This window comes from Pseudomonas sp. GM_Psu_1 (assembly GCF_026544185.1).
GTDB lineage: Bacteria > Pseudomonadota > Gammaproteobacteria > Pseudomonadales > Pseudomonadaceae > Chryseomonas > Chryseomonas oryzihabitans.
Genome location: NZ_JALNUX010000004.1, coordinates 169963 through 188335, shown reverse-complemented (window position 1 = coordinate 188335; position 18373 = coordinate 169963). Strand labels below are relative to the sequence as shown.

Sequence of the window (18373 nt, the reverse complement as noted above, 5' to 3'; positions counted from 1 at the left end):
GCAAACAAAGGCCGCCGCTAGGGCGGCCTTTGTTTTTTAAGCTTTTTTTTCGTTTTGGGGTTGCGCACTCCGCCGTGGTTGCATAAACTGCGCCCGCTTTCGCTGATAACGCTAGCGAGCGAGGCGAAAGCACTGATTGTTAAGGAGATTTTAAAAAGATCCTTGACAAGAGGAGGGCAGATGAAGAAAATGCCGCCTCACTTTGGAGGGGTTCCCGAGTGGCCAAAGGGATCAGACTGTAAATCTGACGTCGCAGACTTCGAAGGTTCGAATCCTTCCCCCTCCACCAGATTGCTAGAGCGTTTAGGCTCTGCGGGTATAGTTCAGTGGTAGAACCTCAGCCTTCCAAGCTGATGATGCGGGTTCGATTCCCGCTACCCGCTCCAGTTTGACTGGCAAATGTTTCGCTCATGTAGCTCAGTTGGTAGAGCACACCCTTGGTAAGGGTGAGGTCAGCGGTTCAAATCCGCTCATGAGCTCCATCTTAAAAAGGCAGATATGAAAATATCTGCCTTTGTTTTAATGGCGGCATTGCTTTGCTCAATTCGTGAAGGGAGAGAGTGTCGATGGCTAAAGAAAAGTTTGAACGTAACAAGCCGCACCTGAACGTGGGCACCATCGGTCACGTTGACCATGGCAAGACCACTCTGACCGCAGCGCTGACCAAAGTCTGTGCCGACACCTGGGGCGGTTCCGCTCGTGGTTTCGACCAGATCGATAACGCGCCGGAAGAAAAGGCTCGCGGTATCACCATCAACACCTCCCACGTTGAGTACGACTCGGCGATCCGTCACTACGCGCACGTCGACTGCCCCGGCCACGCCGACTACGTGAAGAACATGATCACCGGTGCTGCCCAGATGGACGGCGCGATCCTGGTTTGCTCGGCTGCTGACGGCCCCATGCCGCAGACCCGCGAGCACATCCTGCTGTCCCGTCAGGTAGGCGTTCCCTACATCGTCGTGTTCCTGAACAAGGCCGACATGGTTGACGACGCCGAGCTGCTGGAACTGGTCGAAATGGAAGTTCGCGATCTGCTGAACACCTACGACTTCCCGGGCGACGACACTCCGATCGTCATCGGCTCCGCGCTGATGGCTCTGAACGGTCAGGATGACAACGAGATGGGCGTTTCCGCCGTGCGCAAGCTGGTCGAGACCCTGGACTCCTACATCCCCGAGCCCGAGCGCGCCATCGACAAGCCGTTCCTGATGCCGATCGAAGACGTGTTCTCGATCTCCGGTCGCGGCACCGTGGTAACCGGTCGTGTCGAGCGTGGCATCGTCAAGGTCCAGGAAGAAGTCGAGATCGTGGGCATCAAGGCCACCGTCAAGACCACCTGCACCGGCGTTGAAATGTTCCGCAAGCTGCTGGACGAAGGCCGTGCTGGCGAGAACGTCGGCGTGCTGCTGCGTGGCACCAAGCGTGAAGACGTGGAGCGTGGCCAGGTTCTGGCCAAGCCGAACACCATCAAGCCGCACACCAAGTTCGAGTGCGAAGTGTACGTGCTGTCCAAGGAAGAAGGTGGTCGTCACACCCCGTTCTTCAAGGGCTACCGTCCGCAGTTCTACTTCCGCACCACCGACGTGACCGGTAACTGCGAACTGCCGGAAGGCGTCGAGATGGTGATGCCGGGCGACAACATCAAGATGGTTGTCACCCTGATCGCTCCGATCGCGATGGAAGATGGTCTGCGTTTCGCCATCCGTGAAGGCGGTCGTACCGTCGGCGCCGGCGTGGTTGCCAAGATCATCGAGTAATCGATTGATCTTGGACTGTCAGGCCGGCATAATGGTCGGCCTGATTCAAGTTACAGGCCAGTAGCTCAATTGGCAGAGCGGCGGTCTCCAAAACCGCAGGTTGGGGGTTCGATTCCCTCCTGGCCTGCCAGATTCCCATCTGGCACTCCTTACAGGATTCATGCAATGAGCATCAAGGCGGAAGCCAAAGAGTCGCGCTTCGATGCGCTGAAGTGGCTGGTGGTTGTCGTTCTGGTAGCGGTCGGTGTTGTTGCCAACCACTACTTCGCTGCTCAGTCCATCCTGTATCGAGTGGTAGGTCTGTTGGTGCTGGCAGCCATTGCTGCCTTTGTTGCCCTGCAGACCGCCAAGGGGCAGGCCTTCTTTGGCTTGCTGAAAGACGCCCGTACCGAGATTCGCAAGGTTGTCTGGCCTACCCGGCAAGAGACCACTCAGACCACGCTGATCGTGGTTGCAGTGGTGCTCGTGATGGCTTTGTTGTTGTGGGGGCTCGACTCCCTGCTCGGTTGGCTGGTTTCCACGATTGTTGGTTGAAAGGGTTCGCCGTGGCTAAGCGTTGGTACGTCGTGCATGCCTACTCGGGTTACGAGAAGCATGTCATGCGTTCGTTGATCGAGCGCGTCAAGCTGCACGAAATGGAAGACCAGTTCGGCGATATTCTCGTGCCCACCGAAGAAGTGGTGGAAATGCGCAATGGCCAGAAGCGCAAGAGCGAGCGTAAGTTTTTCCCGGGCTACGTCCTGGTGCAGATGGAAATGAACGAAGGGACCTGGCACCTGGTCAAGGATACCCCTCGGGTCATGGGCTTCATCGGCGGTACTGCCGACAAGCCTGCACCCATCACTGATCGTGAAGCAGATGCCATCCTGCGTCGTGTCTCCGACAGCAGCGACAAGCCCAAGCCGAAGACCCTGTTCGAGGCTGGCGAGACGGTTCGAGTGGTAGATGGTCCGTTCGCCGACTTCAATGGCGTCGTCGAAGAAGTGAATTACGAGAAGAGCCGCATCCACGTGGCGGTACTGATCTTTGGTCGGTCGACCCCTGTGGAGCTCGAGTTCAGCCAGGTCGAAAAGGTCTAGGTTGTCCGCATCCCTCGCCCCGTAGCCCAGGCTGCGGGGTTTTGTCGTCACTGGGATATAGCAAGTAATTGGGGAGCCCCGCGGGGCGTTGAACCCATCATTGGAGTAGCACATGGCTAAGAAGATTCAGGCTTACATCAAGCTGCAGGTTAAGGCCGCTCAAGCCAACCCGAGCCCGCCGGTCGGTCCGGCGCTGGGTCAGCACGGCGTCAACATCATGGAATTCTGCAAGGCGTTCAACGCCCGCACCCAGGGCATGGAGCCCGGTCTGCCCACCCCGGTGATCATCACCGTGTACAGCGACCGCAGCTTCACCTTCGAAATCAAGAGCACCCCGGCTTCCGTGCTGCTCAAGAAGGCTGCTGGCATTCAGAGCGGTTCCGCTCGTCCCAACAGCCAGAAGGTCGGTACCGTCACCCGCGCCCAGCTGGAAGAGATCGCCAAGACCAAGAATGCCGATCTCACCGCCGCCGATATGGACGCCGCCGTGCGTACCATCGCCGGTTCCGCTCGTAGCATGGGTCTGAATGTGGAGGGCGTGTAATGGCCAAGCTCACTAAGCGTCAAAAGGCTATCGCCGAAAAAATCCAGGCTGGCAAGCAGTACGGCTTCGAAGAAGCTGCAGCCCTGCTGGCCGAGCTGTCCACCATCAAGTTCAAGGAGTCCATCGACGTCTCCGTGAACCTGGGCGTGGATCCGCGTAAATCCGACCAGGTCGTCCGTGGCGCCACCGTGCTGCCCAACGGCACCGGCAAGTCGGTTCGCGTTGCCGTGTTCACCCAGGGTGCCAATGCCGAAGCTGCACTGGCCGCTGGTGCCGAGAAAGTCGGCATGGACGAACTGGCTGCCGAAATGAAGGCCGGCGACCTGAACTACGACGTCGTCATCGCCTCGCCGGACGCCATGCGTGTTGTTGGCCAGCTGGGTCAGCTGCTCGGCCCGCGCGGTCTGATGCCCAACCCCAAGGTTGGCACCGTGACCCCGGACGTCGCTACCGCCGTCAAGAATGCCAAGGCTGGTCAGGTGCGCTTCCGTACCGACAAGAACGGCATCATCCACGCTTCCGTTGGCAAGATCGATTTCGAGCCCGTGAAGCTGAAGCAGAACGTTGAAGCTCTGCTGGCCGACCTGAAGCGCCTGAAGCCCTCGACCTCCAAGGGCATCTACGTCAAGCGCATCACCCTGAGCTCCACCATGGGCCCGGGTCTGCAGATCGACCAGGCTTCCCTGGAAGCCTAAGCAAGTTGCAAGTCGCCGTGCCCTCGGGCATGGCGCCAAGATTGGGGTCCCTGCCTGGCGGGGGCTGTCCAAGACCGTAGGGGACGCAGGTCTTAAACCGGGGAAACCCTAGCCTACGCAGATGGTGCTCCCGATTCGGTTACCGAGTCAGACACCAAAACGCCGCCCAGTCCATCGGGCGAAACGGTAACATCCAGGAGTTAAACCCGTGGCAATCAAACTCGAAGACAAGAAGGCTATCGTCGCTGAAGTCAACGAGGCTGCCCAAGGTGCCCTGTCCGCTGTCGTGGCCGATGCCCGTGGCGTGACTGTGGGTGCCATGACCGGACTCCGTAAAGAGGCCCGCGCGGCCGGTGTCTATGTACGTGTCGTACGTAACACCCTGCTGCGTCGTGCCGTTGAAGGTACGTCTTTCGACGTCCTCAACGACACCTTCAAGGGCCCGACCCTGATCGCGTTCTCCCAGGAGCATCCGGGCGCTGCCGCCCGTATCTTCAAGGATTTCGCCAAGGGTCAGGACAAGTTCGAGATCAAGGCCGCCGCGTTCGAAGGCAAGCTCATTCCGGCTAACCAGATCGACGTACTGGCATCGCTGCCGACCTACGACGAAGCTGTGTCCCAGCTGATGAGCGTCATCCAGGGCGCTACCAGCAAGCTGGCTCGTACCCTCGCCGCCATTCGCGACCAAAAGGAAGCTGCCGCCGCCTGATCAGGCGTGCTGCGTTTCCTGCAAGTCTTTCTTATTATTTGCGGCCTGAAGCCGCACCCTGTTATAGGAATATAGAGTCATGGCTCTGACCAACGAAGACATCATCAACGCCGTATCCGAAATGTCCGTCATGCAAGTGGTGGAACTGATCAAGGCGATGGAAGAGAAGTTCGGCGTGACCGCCGCTGCCGCCGTTGCCGCTGGCCCGGCTGCTGCCGCTGCCGTCGTCGAAGAGCAGACCGAATTCACCATCATGTTGACCGAAGCCGGCGACAAGAAAGTGAACGTCATCAAGGTCGTTCGTGAACTGACCGGTCTGGGCCTGAAAGAAGCCAAGGCTGTCGTTGACGGCGCCCCGGGCGTGGTCAAGGAAGGCGTTTCCAAAGAGGAAGCCGAGGCTGCCAAGAAGTCTCTGGAAGAAGCAGGCGCCAAGGTCGAGCTCAAGTAAGTTCGGTTCTTGCGTCTACAGCCAGAACGTCTCACGTTCGGCTGATGGCTGGTGGCGAACGCCACCGGCCTTTTGCCGTTTTGTGCAGGGCGAGCATATCCGCCTGGCAAAACGCGCTGTATCCACCTCGCTCTCGGGGTGCGGCAAACCAAGGGTTTGCACGATTTTCCGGCTGCTCCCGTCGGAGAGGCCAAACAAGCTGGTGACCAAGCTGGGGAACGCTGATGGCTTACTCATACACTGAGAAAAAACGTATCCGCAAGGACTTTAGCAAGTTGCCGCACGTCATGGACGTGCCCTATTTGCTGGCTATCCAACTGGATTCGTACCGCGAATTCCTGCAGGCGGGCGCAGGCAAAGACCAGTTCCGCGATATCGGCCTGCATGCGGCCTTCAAGTCCGTTTTCCCGATTATCAGCTATTCCGGCAATGCGGCCCTGGAATACGTCGGCTATCGCCTGGGCGAGCCGGCTTTCGATGTGAAGGAATGCGTCCTGCGCGGCGTGACCTTCGCCGTCCCGCTGCGGGTCAAGGTTCGTCTGATCATTTTCGACCGCGAGTCGTCGAACAAGGCGATCAAGGACATCAAGGAGCAGGAAGTCTACATGGGGGAAATCCCCCTGATGACCGAGAACGGTACCTTCATCATCAACGGTACCGAGCGTGTCATCGTGTCCCAGCTGCACCGCAGCCCGGGCGTGTTCTTCGATCACGACCGCGGCAAGACCCACAGCTCGGGCAAGCTGCTGTACTCGGCGCGCATCATTCCCTACCGCGGCTCCTGGCTGGACTTCGAGTTCGACCCCAAGGACGCCGTGTTCGTGCGTATCGACCGTCGCCGCAAGCTGCCGGCCTCGGTACTGCTGCGCGCGCTCGGCTACAGCACCGAAGAAGTGCTGGATGCCTTCTATGACACCAACGTCTTCCACATCAAGGGCGAGACCCTGAATCTGGAACTGGTGCCCCAGCGCCTGCGTGGTGACATCGCCAGCTTCGACATCAAGGACGAAACCGGCAAGGTGATCGTGGAGCAGGGCCGTCGCGTGACCGCTCGCCACATCAACCAGCTGGAGAAGTCCGGCATCACCGAGCTGGAAGTGCCCTTCGATTACGTCATTGGCCGTACCACTGCCAAGGCCATCGTGCACCCGTCCACCGGCGAGATCATCGCCGAGTGCAACACCGAGCTGACCCTGGACATGCTGGCCAAGATGGCCAAGGCCAATGTCGTACGGCTCGAGACGCTGTACACCAACGACATCGACTGTGGTCCGTTCATCTCCGATACCCTGAAGATCGATTCCACCGGCAACCAGCTGGAAGCCCTGGTCGAGATCTATCGGATGATGCGTCCTGGCGAGCCGCCGACCAAGGAAGCTGCCGAGACCCTGTTCAACAACCTGTTCTTCAGCGCCGAGCGTTACGACCTGTCCGCCGTCGGCCGCATGAAGTTCAACCGCCGTATCGGTCGCGACGCCATCGAAGGCTCGGGCGTCCTGAGCCGCGAAGACATCGTCGACGTGCTCAAGACCCTGGTCGACATCCGTAACGGCAAGGGCATCGTCGACGACATCGACCACCTGGGCAACCGTCGCGTCCGTTGCGTCGGTGAAATGGCCGAGAACCAGTTCCGCGTGGGCCTGGTGCGGGTAGAGCGTGCCGTCAAGGAACGCCTGTCCATGGCCGAAAGCGAAGGCCTGATGCCGCAAGACCTGATCAACGCCAAGCCGGTGGCCGCCGCGATCAAGGAATTCTTCGGTTCCAGCCAGCTGTCCCAGTTCATGGACCAGAACAACCCGCTGTCGGAGATCACCCACAAGCGCCGTGTCTCCGCACTCGGCCCGGGCGGTCTGACCCGTGAGCGCGCCGGCTTCGAAGTCCGTGACGTACACCCGACGCACTACGGACGGGTCTGCCCGATCGAAACGCCGGAAGGTCCGAACATCGGCCTGATCAACTCCCTGGCTGCCTATGCCCGCACCAACCAGTACGGCTTCCTCGAAAGCCCGTACCGCATGGTCAAGGACGGCGTAGCCACTGACGAGATCGTCTTCCTGTCGGCCATCGAAGAAGCCAACCACGTGATCGCCCAGGCCTCCGCCGGGCTGGACGAGAACAACCGGCTGATCGACGAACTGGTGGCCGTGCGTCACCTGAACGAATTCACCGTCAAGGCGCCCGAAGACGTCACCCTGATGGACGTTTCGCCCAAGCAGGTCGTCTCCGTCGCCGCCTCGCTGATTCCGTTCCTCGAGCACGACGACGCCAACCGCGCGTTGATGGGTTCGAACATGCAGCGTCAGGCCGTACCGACCCTGCGTTCGGACAAGCCGCTGGTGGGTACCGGCATGGAGCGCAACGTCGCCCGTGACTCCGGCGTCTGCGTCGTGGCCCGTCGGGGTGGCGTGATCGACTCCGTCGATGCCAGCCGTATCGTGGTGCGGGTCAACGATGACGAAGTCGAGACCGGTGAAGCCGGCGTCGACATCTACAACCTGACCAAGTACACCCGTTCCAACCAGAACACCTGCATCAACCAGCGTCCGCTGGTGAGCAAGGGTGATCAGGTGGCCAAGTTCGACATCCTAGCCGATGGCCCCTCGACCGATATGGGCGAGCTGGCACTGGGTCAGAACATGCGCGTAGCCTTCATGCCCTGGAACGGCTTCAACTTCGAAGACTCCATCTGTCTGTCGGAGCGCGTGGTCCAGGAAGACCGCTTCACCACTATCCACATCCAGGAACTGACCTGTGTGGCCCGTGACACCAAGCTCGGCCCGGAGGAGATCACCTCTGACATCCCGAACGTGGGTGAGGCTGCGCTGAACAAGCTGGACGAGGCCGGTATCGTCTACGTCGGCGCCGAAGTCGGTGCCGGTGACATCCTGGTCGGCAAGGTCACGCCCAAGGGCGAAACCCAGCTGACCCCGGAAGAGAAGCTGCTGCGCGCCATCTTCGGCGAGAAGGCCAGCGATGTTAAGGACACCTCCCTGCGCGTGCCCACCGGCACCAAGGGTACCGTCATCGACGTCCAGGTCTTCACCCGTGACGGCGTCGAGCGCGACTCCCGCGCCCTGGCCATCGAGAAGTCCCAGCTCGACGAGATCCGCAAGGATCTGAACGAAGAGTTCCGCATCGTCGAAGGCGCGACCTTCGAGCGTCTGCGTCAGGCTCTGGTCGGTCAGGTCGCCGAAGGCGGTCCGGCGGTCAAGAAGGGTGCCGTCATCACCGACGAGTACCTGAACGGCCTCGAGCGCGGCCAGTGGTTCAAGCTGCGCATGGCGGAAGATGCTCACAACGAGCAGCTGGAAAAGGCCCAGGCCTACCTGTCCGACCGTCGCCAGCTGCTGGACGACAAGTTCGAAGACAAGAAGCGCAAGCTGCAGCAGGGCGATGACCTGGCTCCGGGCGTACTGAAGATCGTCAAGGTCTACCTCGCCATCAAGCGCCGCATCCAGCCGGGCGACAAGATGGCCGGTCGCCACGGTAACAAGGGTGTGGTCTCGGTGATCATGCCGGTCGAAGACATGCCCTACGACGCCAACGGCACGCCGGTGGACATCGTGCTGAACCCGCTGGGCGTACCTTCGCGGATGAACGTCGGTCAGATCCTCGAAACCCACCTGGGCCTCGCGGCCAAAGGCCTGGGCGAGAAGATCAACGTGATGATCGAAGAGCAGCGCAAGGTTGCCGAACTGCGTGGCTTCCTGCACGAGATCTACAACGAGATCGGTGGCCGTCAGGAGAAGCTGGACGACCTGAGCGATCAGGAAATCCTCGACCTGGCGAAGAACCTGCGTGGCGGTGTTCCCATGGCCACGCCGGTATTCGACGGTGCCAAGGAGCGCGAGATCAAGGCTATGCTGAAGCTGGCCGATCTGCCCGAGAGCGGCCAGATGCGTCTGTATGACGGTCGCACCGGCAACGCCTTCGAGCGCACCACCACCGTTGGCTACATGTACATGCTCAAGCTGAACCACCTGGTGGACGACAAGATGCACGCCCGTTCCACCGGCTCCTACAGCCTGGTTACCCAGCAGCCGCTGGGTGGTAAGGCGCAGTTCGGTGGTCAGCGTTTCGGGGAGATGGAGGTCTGGGCACTGGAGGCCTATGGCGCGGCTTACACCCTGCAGGAAATGCTGACGGTGAAGTCGGACGATGTGAACGGCCGGACCAAGATGTACAAGAACATCGTGGACGGGGATCACCGCATGGAGGCCGGCATGCCCGAGTCCTTCAACGTACTGATCAAGGAAATCCGCTCGCTCGGCATCGATATCGAACTGGAAACCGAATAACACGAGACCCTAGAGGAGACGACCGCGCGGCGGTCGTCTCCGGTCCGTGAGGAGGAAAGGCCTTGAAAGACTTGCTCAATCTGTTGAAAAACCAGGGTCAACTCGAAGAGTTCGATGCCATCCGTATCGGTCTGGCCTCGCCCGAGATGATTCGTTCCTGGTCGTTCGGTGAAGTGAAGAAGCCGGAGACCATCAACTACCGTACCTTCAAGCCCGAGCGCGATGGTCTGTTCTGCGCCAAGATCTTTGGCCCGGTCAAGGACTACGAGTGCCTGTGCGGAAAGTACAAGCGCCTCAAGCACCGCGGCGTGATCTGCGAGAAGTGCGGCGTGGAAGTCGCCCTGGCCAAGGTGCGCCGCGAGCGCATGGGCCACATCGAACTGGCTTCGCCCGTAGCCCACATCTGGTTCCTGAAGTCGCTGCCGTCCCGTATCGGCCTACTGCTGGACATGACCCTGCGTGACATCGAGCGCGTGCTCTATTTCGAGAGCTACGTGGTGATCGACCCGGGCATGACCACCCTCGAGAAGTACCAGCTGCTCAACGACGAACAGTACTTCGAGGCCCTGGAAGAGTTCGGCGACGACTTCGATGCCCGCATGGGTGCGGAAGCCGTGTTCCAACTGCTCGGCGCCATTGATCTGGAGCACGAGATCGGCCGCCTGCGCGAAGAGATTCCGCAGACCAACTCCGAGACCAAGATCAAGAAGCTGTCCAAGCGCCTGAAGCTGATGGAAGCCTTCCAGGGATCCGGCAACAAGCCGGAGTGGATGGTCATGACCGTGCTGCCCGTGCTGCCGCCGGACCTGCGTCCGCTGGTGCCGCTGGATGGCGGCCGCTTCGCGACCTCCGACCTGAACGATCTCTATCGTCGCGTCATCAACCGGAACAACCGCCTCAAGCGGCTGCTCGACCTGGCTGCGCCCGACATCATCGTGCGCAACGAGAAGCGCATGCTGCAGGAAGCTGTTGACGCCCTGCTGGATAACGGCCGTCGCGGTCGTGCCATCACCGGTTCGAACAAGCGCCCGCTGAAGTCCCTGGCTGACATGATCAAGGGCAAGCAGGGTCGTTTCCGTCAGAACCTGCTGGGCAAGCGCGTCGACTACTCGGGTCGTTCCGTTATCACTGTGGGCCCGACCCTGCGTCTGCACCAGTGCGGTCTGCCCAAGAAGATGGCCCTGGAGCTGTTCAAGCCGTTCATCTTCGGCAAGCTGGAAGCCCGTGGCATGGCGACCACCATCAAGGCCGCCAAGAAGATGGTCGAGCGCGAACTGCCCGAGGTCTGGGACGTTCTCGCCGAAGTCATCCGCGAACACCCCGTGCTGCTCAACCGCGCCCCGACCCTGCACCGTCTGGGCATCCAGGCGTTCGAGCCAGTCCTCATCGAAGGCAAGGCGATCCAGCTGCACCCGCTGGTCTGCGCCGCGTACAACGCCGACTTCGACGGTGACCAGATGGCCGTGCACGTGCCGCTGACGCTGGAAGCCCAGCTGGAAGCGCGCGCCCTGATGATGTCGACCAACAACATCCTGTCGCCCGCCAACGGCGAGCCGATCATCGTGCCGTCGCAGGACGTGGTTCTGGGTCTGTACTACATGACCCGTGAAGCCATCAACGCCAAGGGCGAAGGCCGCGTGTTCGCCGACCTGCAGGAAGTCGATCGCGTCTTCCGTGCCGGCGAAGCCGCGCTGCACGCCAAGGTCAAGGTGCGCATCAACGAGACCATCCGTCACAAGGACGGCAGCCTGACCAAGAACACCCGCATCGTCGACACCACCGTCGGCCGCGCGCTGCTGTTCCAGGTCGTGCCCGCCGGTCTGCCGTACGACGTGGTTAACCAGTCGATGAAGAAGAAGGCCATCTCCAAGCTGATCAACCACTGCTACCGCGTGGTGGGTCTGAAGGACACCGTCATCTTCGCCGACCAGCTGATGTACACCGGTTTCGCCTATTCGACCCTGTCCGGCGTCTCCATCGGCGTCAACGACTTCGTCATCCCGGACGAGAAGGCCCGCATCATCGATGCCGCCACCGCCGAGGTAAAGGAGATCGAGAGCCAGTACGCCTCCGGCCTGGTGACCCAGGGCGAGAAGTACAACAAGGTGATCGACCTCTGGTCGAAGGCCAACGACGAAGTGTCCAAGGCGATGATGACCAACCTCTCGAAAGAGAAGGTCATCGACCGCGAGGGCAAGGAAGTCGACCAGGAGTCCTTCAACTCCATGTACATGATGGCCGATTCCGGCGCCCGGGGTTCCGCGGCCCAGATTCGTCAGCTCGCCGGCATGCGTGGCCTGATGGCCAAGCCGGACGGCTCCATCATCGAGACGCCCATCACCGCCAACTTCCGTGAAGGCCTGAACGTACTCCAGTACTTCATCTCCACCCACGGTGCCCGTAAGGGTCTGGCGGATACCGCTCTGAAGACCGCGAACTCCGGTTACCTGACCCGTCGTCTCGTCGACGTGGCCCAGGATCTGGTGGTGACCGAGGTCGACTGCGGTACCGAGCGCGGCCTGATCATGACCCCGCACATCGAAGGCGGCGACGTGGTCGAGCCCCTGGGTGAGCGCGTTTTGGGTCGGGTCATCGCCCGCGACGTGCCCAAGCCGGGTACCGAAGAGATCATCGTGCCGGCCGGCACCCTGGTCGACGAGCGCTGGGTCGAGTTCCTCGAACTCAACAGCGTCGACGAAGTCGTGGTGCGTTCGCCGATCACCTGCGAAACCCGTCATGGCATCTGCGCCAAGTGCTACGGTCGCGATCTGGCCCGTGGTCACCAGGTCAACATCGGTGAAGCGGTCGGCGTCATCGCCGCCCAGTCCATCGGTGAGCCGGGTACCCAGCTGACCATGCGTACCTTCCACATCGGTGGTGCGGCCAGCCGGACCTCCGCGGCCGACAGCGTCCAGGTCAAGAACGGCGGTGCCATCCGCCTGCACAACCTGAAGCACGTCGAACGTGCCGATGGCGCCCTGGTTGCCGTGTCCCGTTCCGGTGAGCTGGCGATCGCCGACGATTTCGGTCGTGAGCGCGAGCGCTACAAGCTGCCCTACGGTGCGGTGATCTCGGTCAAGGAAGGCGACAAGGTCGACGCTGGCGCCATCGTCGCCAAGTGGGACCCGCACACCCACCCCATCGTCACCGAGATGGACGGTACCGTGGCCTTCGTCGGCATGGAGGAGGGCATCACCATCAAGCGCCAGACCGACGAACTGACCGGTCTGACCAACATCGAGGTGCTCGACGCCAAGGATCGCCCGACTTCCGGCAAGGACATCCGTCCGGCGGTCAAGCTGATCGACGCCAACGGCAAGGACCTGCTGCTGCCGGGTACCGACGTACCGGCCCAGTACTTCCTGCCGCCGAACGCGCTGGTCAACCTGAGCGACGGTGCCAAGGTGCATGTGGGTGACGTTATCGCCCGTATCCCCCAGGAAACCTCCAAGACCCGCGACATCACCGGTGGTCTGCCCCGCGTGGCCGACCTCTTCGAAGCGCGTCGTCCGAAGGAGCCGGCAATCCTGGCGGAGATCAGCGGTACCATCTCCTTCGGCAAGGAAACCAAGGGCAAGCGTCGTCTGGTCATCACCCCGACCGACGGCACCGATCCCTACGAGGAGCTGATTCCGAAGTGGCGCCACCTGAACGTCTTCGAAGGCGAACAGGTAAGCCGCGGCGAAGTCATCTCCGACGGTCCGAGCAACCCGCACGACATCCTGCGTCTGCTGGGTGTCAGCGCGCTGGCCAAGTACATCGTCAACGAGATCCAGGACGTGTACCGCCTGCAGGGCGTGAAGATCAACGACAAGCACATCGAGACCATCCTGCGACAGATGCTGCGCAAGGTCGAGGTGAGCGATACCGGCGACTCGAGCTTCATCAAGGGCGATCAGGTCGAACTGACCCACGTCCTGGAAGAGAACGAGCAGCTGGTCGGCAATGATCGCTTCGTCGCCAAGTACGAGCGCGTGCTGCTGGGTATCACCAAGGCTTCGCTGTCCACCGAGTCCTTCATCTCGGCTGCTTCCTTCCAGGAGACCACCCGTGTCCTGACCGAGGCCGCCGTGACCGGCAAGCGCGACTTCCTGCGCGGCCTGAAGGAAAACGTGGTGGTGGGTCGTCTGATCCCGGCCGGTACCGGTCTGGCCTACCACAGCGAGCGCAAGCGCCAGCGCGAACTCGGCAAGCCGCAGCGCGTGAGCGCCAGCGAGGCCGAAGCCGCCCTGACCGAAGCGCTGAACTCCAGCGCCAGCTGAGTTCGGTAGCAGGTCTCGCTTGACAAAGCCCCCGGCGCCCCAGGCGTCCGGGGGCTTTGTCTTGACTGGAACGCCGAAGCTCTTTAGACTTTCGTTCCCCGAAAATGGGCAGGACTGACGTTCTGCTATTTCGTTTATGTCGCAAGACAATCAGTGGAGCTATAGATGGCAACTATCAACCAGCTGGTGCGTAGTGCACGCAAGCGTATCGTCGAGAAATCCGACGTACCTGCGCTGCAAAACTGCCCGCAACGTCGTGGCGTGTGCACCCGCGTGTACACCACCACTCCCAAGAAGCCCAACTCCGCACTGCGGAAGGTCTGCCGTGTGCGTCTGACCAACGGCTTCGAAGTCACCTCCTACATCGGCGGTGAAGGTCACAACCTGCAGGAACACAGCGTCGTGCTGATCCGCGGTGGCCGGGTCAAGGATCTGCCGGGTGTGCGTTATCACACCGTGCGCGGCTCGCTGGACACCACCGGTGTGAAGGACCGCAAGCAGGGCCGTTCCAAGTACGGCACCAAGCGTCCGAAGTAACCACCTTTCTTTTTGTTCGAGTCGATAAGAGTAAGGTCGGGCAACGAGTCCCGAGCTAACCTGAAGACCGTTTTGAGGGCTTATCAATGCCAAGACGTCGTGTAGCGGCCAAGCGCGAAATACTTGACGATCCGAAATACGGAAGCCAGATCCTGGCCAAGTTCATGAACCACGTGATGGAGAGCGGCAAGAAAGCCGTTGCCGAGCGTATCGTTTATGGTGCTCTGGACAAGGTCAAAGAGCGTTCCAAGAATGCCGAACCCCTGGAAGTTTTCGAAAAAGCGCTCGACGCCATCGCTCCGCTGGTCGAAGTGAAGTCCCGCCGTGTCGGCGGTGCTACCTACCAGGTGCCGGTTGAGGTTCGTCCTTCCCGTCGTAATGCCCTGGCCATGCGCTGGCTGGTGGACTCCGCGCGCAAGCGTGGTGAGAAGTCCATGGCTCTGCGCCTGGCGGGTGAACTCATGGACGCTTTTGAAGGCAAGGGTGCCGCAGTCAAGAAGCGCGAAGACGTGCATCGCATGGCAGAAGCCAACAAGGCCTTCTCGCACTACCGCTTCTAAGCCTAGCGCTTCCAATCAAGCGAGGACCTTATGGCTCGTACAACCGCTATTAACCGCTATCGGAACATCGGTATCTGCGCCCACGTGGACGCAGGTAAGACGACTACTACCGAGCGGATTCTGTTCTACACCGGCGTGAACCACAAAATGGGTGAGGTTCACGACGGCGCTGCGACCATGGACTGGATGGTGCAGGAGCAGGAGCGTGGTATCACCATCACCTCCGCTGCCACCACCGCGTTCTGGTCCGGTTCGACCAAGCAGTACGACAAGTACCGCGTAAACATCATCGATACCCCCGGCCACGTGGACTTCACCATTGAGGTGGAGCGTTCCCTGCGCGTGCTGGACGGTGCGGTCGTGGTGTTCTGCGGCACCTCCGGTGTCGAGCCTCAGTCCGAAACCGTATGGCGTCAGGCCAACAAGTACGGCGTACCGCGCATCGTCTACGTCAACAAGATGGACCGTGCCGGCGCCAACTTCCTGCGCGTCGTCGAGCAGATCAAGAAGCGCCTGGGCCACACTCCGGTCCCGGTTCAGCTGGCCATTGGCGCGGAAGAGAACTTCCAGGGCCAGATCGACCTGCTGAAGATGAAGGCCATCTTCTGGAACGATGACGACCAGGGCATGACCTATCGCGAGGAAGAGATTCCTGCGGGCATGCTGGCCGATGCCGAGCAGTGGCGCTCCAACATGGTCGAGGCTGCTGCCGAAGCCAACGAAGAGCTGATGAACAAGTACCTGGAAGAGGGCGAGCTGTCGATCGACGAGATCAAGGCCGGCCTGCGTCAGCGTACCATCGCCTGCGAAATCGTCCCGGCCGTCTGCGGTTCGTCCTTCAAGAACAAGGGCGTGCCCCTGGTTCTGGACGCCGTGATCGACTTCCTGCCGGCGCCCATCGAGATTCCCGCGATCAAGGGTACCAACCCGGACAACGAGGAAATCACCGACGAGCGTCATGCAGACGACAACGAGCCCTTCTCGGCTCTGGCGTTCAAGATCGCTACCGACCCCTTCGTGGGTACCCTGACCTTCGCCCGCGTCTACTCGGGTGTACTGAGCTCCGGTGACTCCGTCATCAACTCGGTGAAGGGCAAGAAGGAGCGCGTCGGCCGTATGGTGCAGATGCACGCCAACACCCGTGAAGAGATCAAGGAAGTTCGCGCTGGCGACATCGCCGCACTGATCGGCATGAAGGACGTCACCACCGGTGACACCCTGTGCTCGATCGAAAAGCCGATCATCCTCGAGCGCATGGACTTCCCGGAGCCGGTGATCTCGGTCGCCGTCGAGCCGAAGACCAAGGCCGACCAGGAAAAGATGGGCATCGCACTGGGCAAGCTGGCCCAGGAAGACCCCTCGTTCCGCGTCAAGACCGACGAAGAGTCCGGTCAGACCATCATCTCCGGCATGGGCGAGCTGCACCTGGACATCCTGGTGGACCGCATGAAGCGCGAATTCGGCGTGGAAGCGAACATCGGTAAGCCTCAGGTCGCCTACCGCGAAACCATCCGCAACACCTGCGAGATCGAAGGCAAGTTCGTTCGTCAGTCGGGTGGTCGTGGCCAGTTCGGTCACTGCTGGATTCGCTTCGCACCGGCCGACGAAGGTCAGGAAGGTCTGGAGTTCGTCAGCGAAGTCGTGGGCGGTGTGATTCCGAAGGAATACATCCCGGCGATCCAGAAGGGCATCGAAGAGCAGATGAAGAACGGTATCGTTGCCGGCTATCCGCTGCTTGGCCTGAAGGCCGCTGTGTTCGACGGTTCCTACCACGACGTCGACTCCAACGAGATGGCGTTCAAGATCGCTGCCTCCATGGCGACCAAGCAGCTCACCCAGAAGGGTGGTGCCGTGCTGCTCGAGCCGATCATGAAGGTCGAGGTCGTGACCCCGGAAGACTACATGGGCGACGTCATGGGCGACCTGAACCGTCGTCGTGGCCTGATCCAGGGTATGGAAGACACCGTGACCGGCAAGGTCATCCGTGCCGAGGTTCCGCTGGGCGAGATGTTTGGCTACGCTACGGATGTCCGCTCCATGTCTCAGGGTCGCGCAAGCTACTCCATGGAGTTCTCCAAGTACGCCGAAGCTCCGTCGAACATCGCCGAAGCCATCATCAAGAAACAAGCTTAATCAGCGCTTTGACTAGAGGTTTTATCTCGTGGCTAAAGAAAAATTCGAACGTAACAAACCGCACCTGAACGTGGGCACCATCGGTCACGTTGACCATGGCAAGACCACTCTGACCGCAGCGCTGACCAAAGTCTGTGCCGACACCTGGGGCGGTTCCGCTCGTGGTTTCGACCAGATCGATAACGCGCCGGAAGAAAAGGCTCGCGGTATCACCATCAACACCTCCCACGTTGAGTACGACTCGGCGATCCGTCACTACGCGCACGTCGACTGCCCCGGCCACGCCGACTACGTGAAGAACATGATCACCGGTGCTGCCCAGATGGACGGCGCGATCCTGGTTTGCTCGGCTGCTGACGGCCCCATGCCGCAGACCCGCGAGCACATCCTGCTGTCCCGTCAGGTAGGCGTTCCCTACATCGTCGTGTTCCTGAACAAGGCCGACATGGTTGACGACGCCGAGCTGCTGGAACTGGTCGAAATGGAAGTTCGCGATCTGCTGAACACCTACGACTTCCCGGGCGACGACACTCCGATCGTCATCGGCTCCGCGCTGATGGCTCTGAACGGTCAGGATGACAACGAGATGGGCGTTTCCGCCGTGCGCAAGCTGGTCGAGACCCTGGACTCCTACATCCCCGAGCCCGAGCGCGCCATCGACAAGCCGTTCCTGATGCCGATCGAAGACGTGTTCTCGATCTCCGGTCGCGGCACCGTGGTAACCGGTCGTGTCGAGCGTGGCATCGTCAAGGTCCAGGAAGAAGTCGAGATCGTGGGCATCAAGGCCACCGTCAAGACCACCTGCACCGGCGTTGAAATGTTCCGCAAGCTGCTGGACGAAGGCCGTGCTGGCGAGAACGTCGGCGTGCTGCTGCGTGGCACCAAGCGTGAAGACGTGGAGCGTGGCCAGGTTCTGGCCAAGCCGAACACCATCAAGCCGCACACCAAGTTCGAGTGCGAAGTGTACGTGCTGTCCAAGGAAGAAGGTGGTCGTCACACCCCGTTCTTCAAGGGCTACCGTCCGCAGTTCTACTTCCGCACCACCGACGTGACCGGTAACTGCGAACTGCCGGAAGGCGTCGAGATGGTGATGCCGGGCGACAACATCAAGATGGTTGTCACCCTGATCGCTCCGATCGCGATGGAAGATGGTCTGCGTTTCGCCATCCGTGAAGGCGGTCGTACCGTCGGCGCCGGCGTGGTTGCCAAGATCATCGAGTAATCGATTGATCTGAAACGAAAAAAGGCCCTTCGGGGCCTTTTTTCTTGCCTCATGAAATTGACAGATGGCAAAAGAGGCGTTCTTGACAGCTGTCAGCGACATCCTTAGAATTGCGCCTCCTTTAAT

General features: G+C 60.7%; 13 protein-coding genes and 4 tRNA genes. All 17 read left to right on the top strand.

Annotated features, from left to right (window positions below):
- The first annotated feature begins 204 nt into the window (after window positions 1-204).
- Window positions 205-289: transfer RNA gene (locus tag OXS31_RS08350), tRNA-Tyr, on the top strand.
- Window positions 290-312: 23 nt separating this feature from the next.
- Window positions 313-386, top strand: a tRNA-Gly gene (locus OXS31_RS08345).
- Window positions 387-406: 20 nt separating this feature from the next.
- A tRNA-Thr gene (locus OXS31_RS08340) sits at window positions 407-482 on the top strand.
- A gap of 84 nt (window positions 483-566) precedes the next feature.
- Window positions 567-1760, top strand: coding sequence for an elongation factor Tu (gene tuf / locus OXS31_RS08335; RefSeq protein ID WP_027603089.1), 1194 nt, complete (start codon window positions 567-569; stop codon window positions 1758-1760).
- A gap of 54 nt (window positions 1761-1814) precedes the next feature.
- Window positions 1815-1890: transfer RNA gene (locus OXS31_RS08330), tRNA-Trp, on the top strand.
- A 35-nt stretch (window positions 1891-1925) separates the two neighbouring features.
- The gene (gene secE / locus OXS31_RS08325) at window positions 1926-2294 is read left to right on the top strand and encodes a preprotein translocase subunit SecE (RefSeq protein WP_027601417.1); all 369 of its coding nucleotides are present in this window, start codon (window positions 1926-1928) and stop codon (window positions 2292-2294) included.
- 11 nt (window positions 2295-2305) lie between these two features.
- Window positions 2306-2839, top strand: coding sequence for a transcription termination/antitermination protein NusG (gene nusG, locus OXS31_RS08320; protein ID WP_007163096.1), 534 nt, complete (start codon window positions 2306-2308; stop codon window positions 2837-2839).
- A 112-nt stretch (window positions 2840-2951) separates the two neighbouring features.
- Window positions 2952-3383, top strand: a complete 432-nt coding sequence (gene rplK / locus OXS31_RS08315) for a 50S ribosomal protein L11 (protein ID WP_007163095.1) — start codon at window positions 2952-2954, stop codon at window positions 3381-3383.
- Entirely contained in the window at window positions 3383-4078 is a 696-nt protein-coding gene (rplA, locus tag OXS31_RS08310) for a 50S ribosomal protein L1 (RefSeq protein ID WP_007163094.1), read from the top strand. Before rplK ends, rplA begins: the two co-directional genes overlap by 1 nt.
- A 208-nt stretch (window positions 4079-4286) precedes the next feature.
- Entirely contained in the window at window positions 4287-4787 is a 501-nt protein-coding gene (rplJ, locus tag OXS31_RS08305; protein WP_007163093.1) for a 50S ribosomal protein L10, read from the top strand.
- A gap of 79 nt (window positions 4788-4866) precedes the next feature.
- Window positions 4867-5235, top strand: a complete 369-nt coding sequence (rplL, locus tag OXS31_RS08300) for a 50S ribosomal protein L7/L12 (protein ID WP_017641869.1) — start codon at window positions 4867-4869, stop codon at window positions 5233-5235.
- Window positions 5236-5459: 224 nt separating this feature from the next.
- Window positions 5460-9533 carry a DNA-directed RNA polymerase subunit beta gene (gene rpoB, locus OXS31_RS08295; RefSeq protein WP_027599187.1) on the top strand — a complete coding sequence of 1358 codons (4074 nt, stop codon included), beginning with the start codon at window positions 5460-5462 and terminating at the stop codon, window positions 9531-9533.
- Between the two features lie 62 nt (window positions 9534-9595).
- A complete protein-coding gene (rpoC, locus tag OXS31_RS08290) occupies window positions 9596-13795 on the top strand; it encodes a DNA-directed RNA polymerase subunit beta' (RefSeq protein ID WP_017641871.1) in 4200 nt (1399 codons plus the stop codon).
- Between the two features lie 165 nt (window positions 13796-13960).
- The gene (gene rpsL, locus OXS31_RS08285; protein WP_007163089.1) at window positions 13961-14332 is read left to right on the top strand and encodes a 30S ribosomal protein S12; all 372 of its coding nucleotides are present in this window, start codon (window positions 13961-13963) and stop codon (window positions 14330-14332) included.
- An 86-nt stretch (window positions 14333-14418) separates the two neighbouring features.
- Window positions 14419-14892 (top strand): 30S ribosomal protein S7, encoded by a 474-nt coding sequence (gene rpsG / locus OXS31_RS08280; RefSeq protein ID WP_007163088.1) that lies wholly within the window; start codon window positions 14419-14421, stop codon window positions 14890-14892.
- Between the two features lie 30 nt (window positions 14893-14922).
- Window positions 14923-17025, top strand: coding sequence for an elongation factor G (fusA, locus tag OXS31_RS08275; protein ID WP_027599186.1), 2103 nt, complete (start codon window positions 14923-14925; stop codon window positions 17023-17025).
- A 28-nt stretch (window positions 17026-17053) separates the two neighbouring features.
- Window positions 17054-18247 (top strand): elongation factor Tu, encoded by a 1194-nt coding sequence (gene tuf, locus OXS31_RS08270; RefSeq protein ID WP_027603089.1) that lies wholly within the window; start codon window positions 17054-17056, stop codon window positions 18245-18247.
- The last annotated feature ends 126 nt before the right edge of the window (window positions 18248-18373 follow it).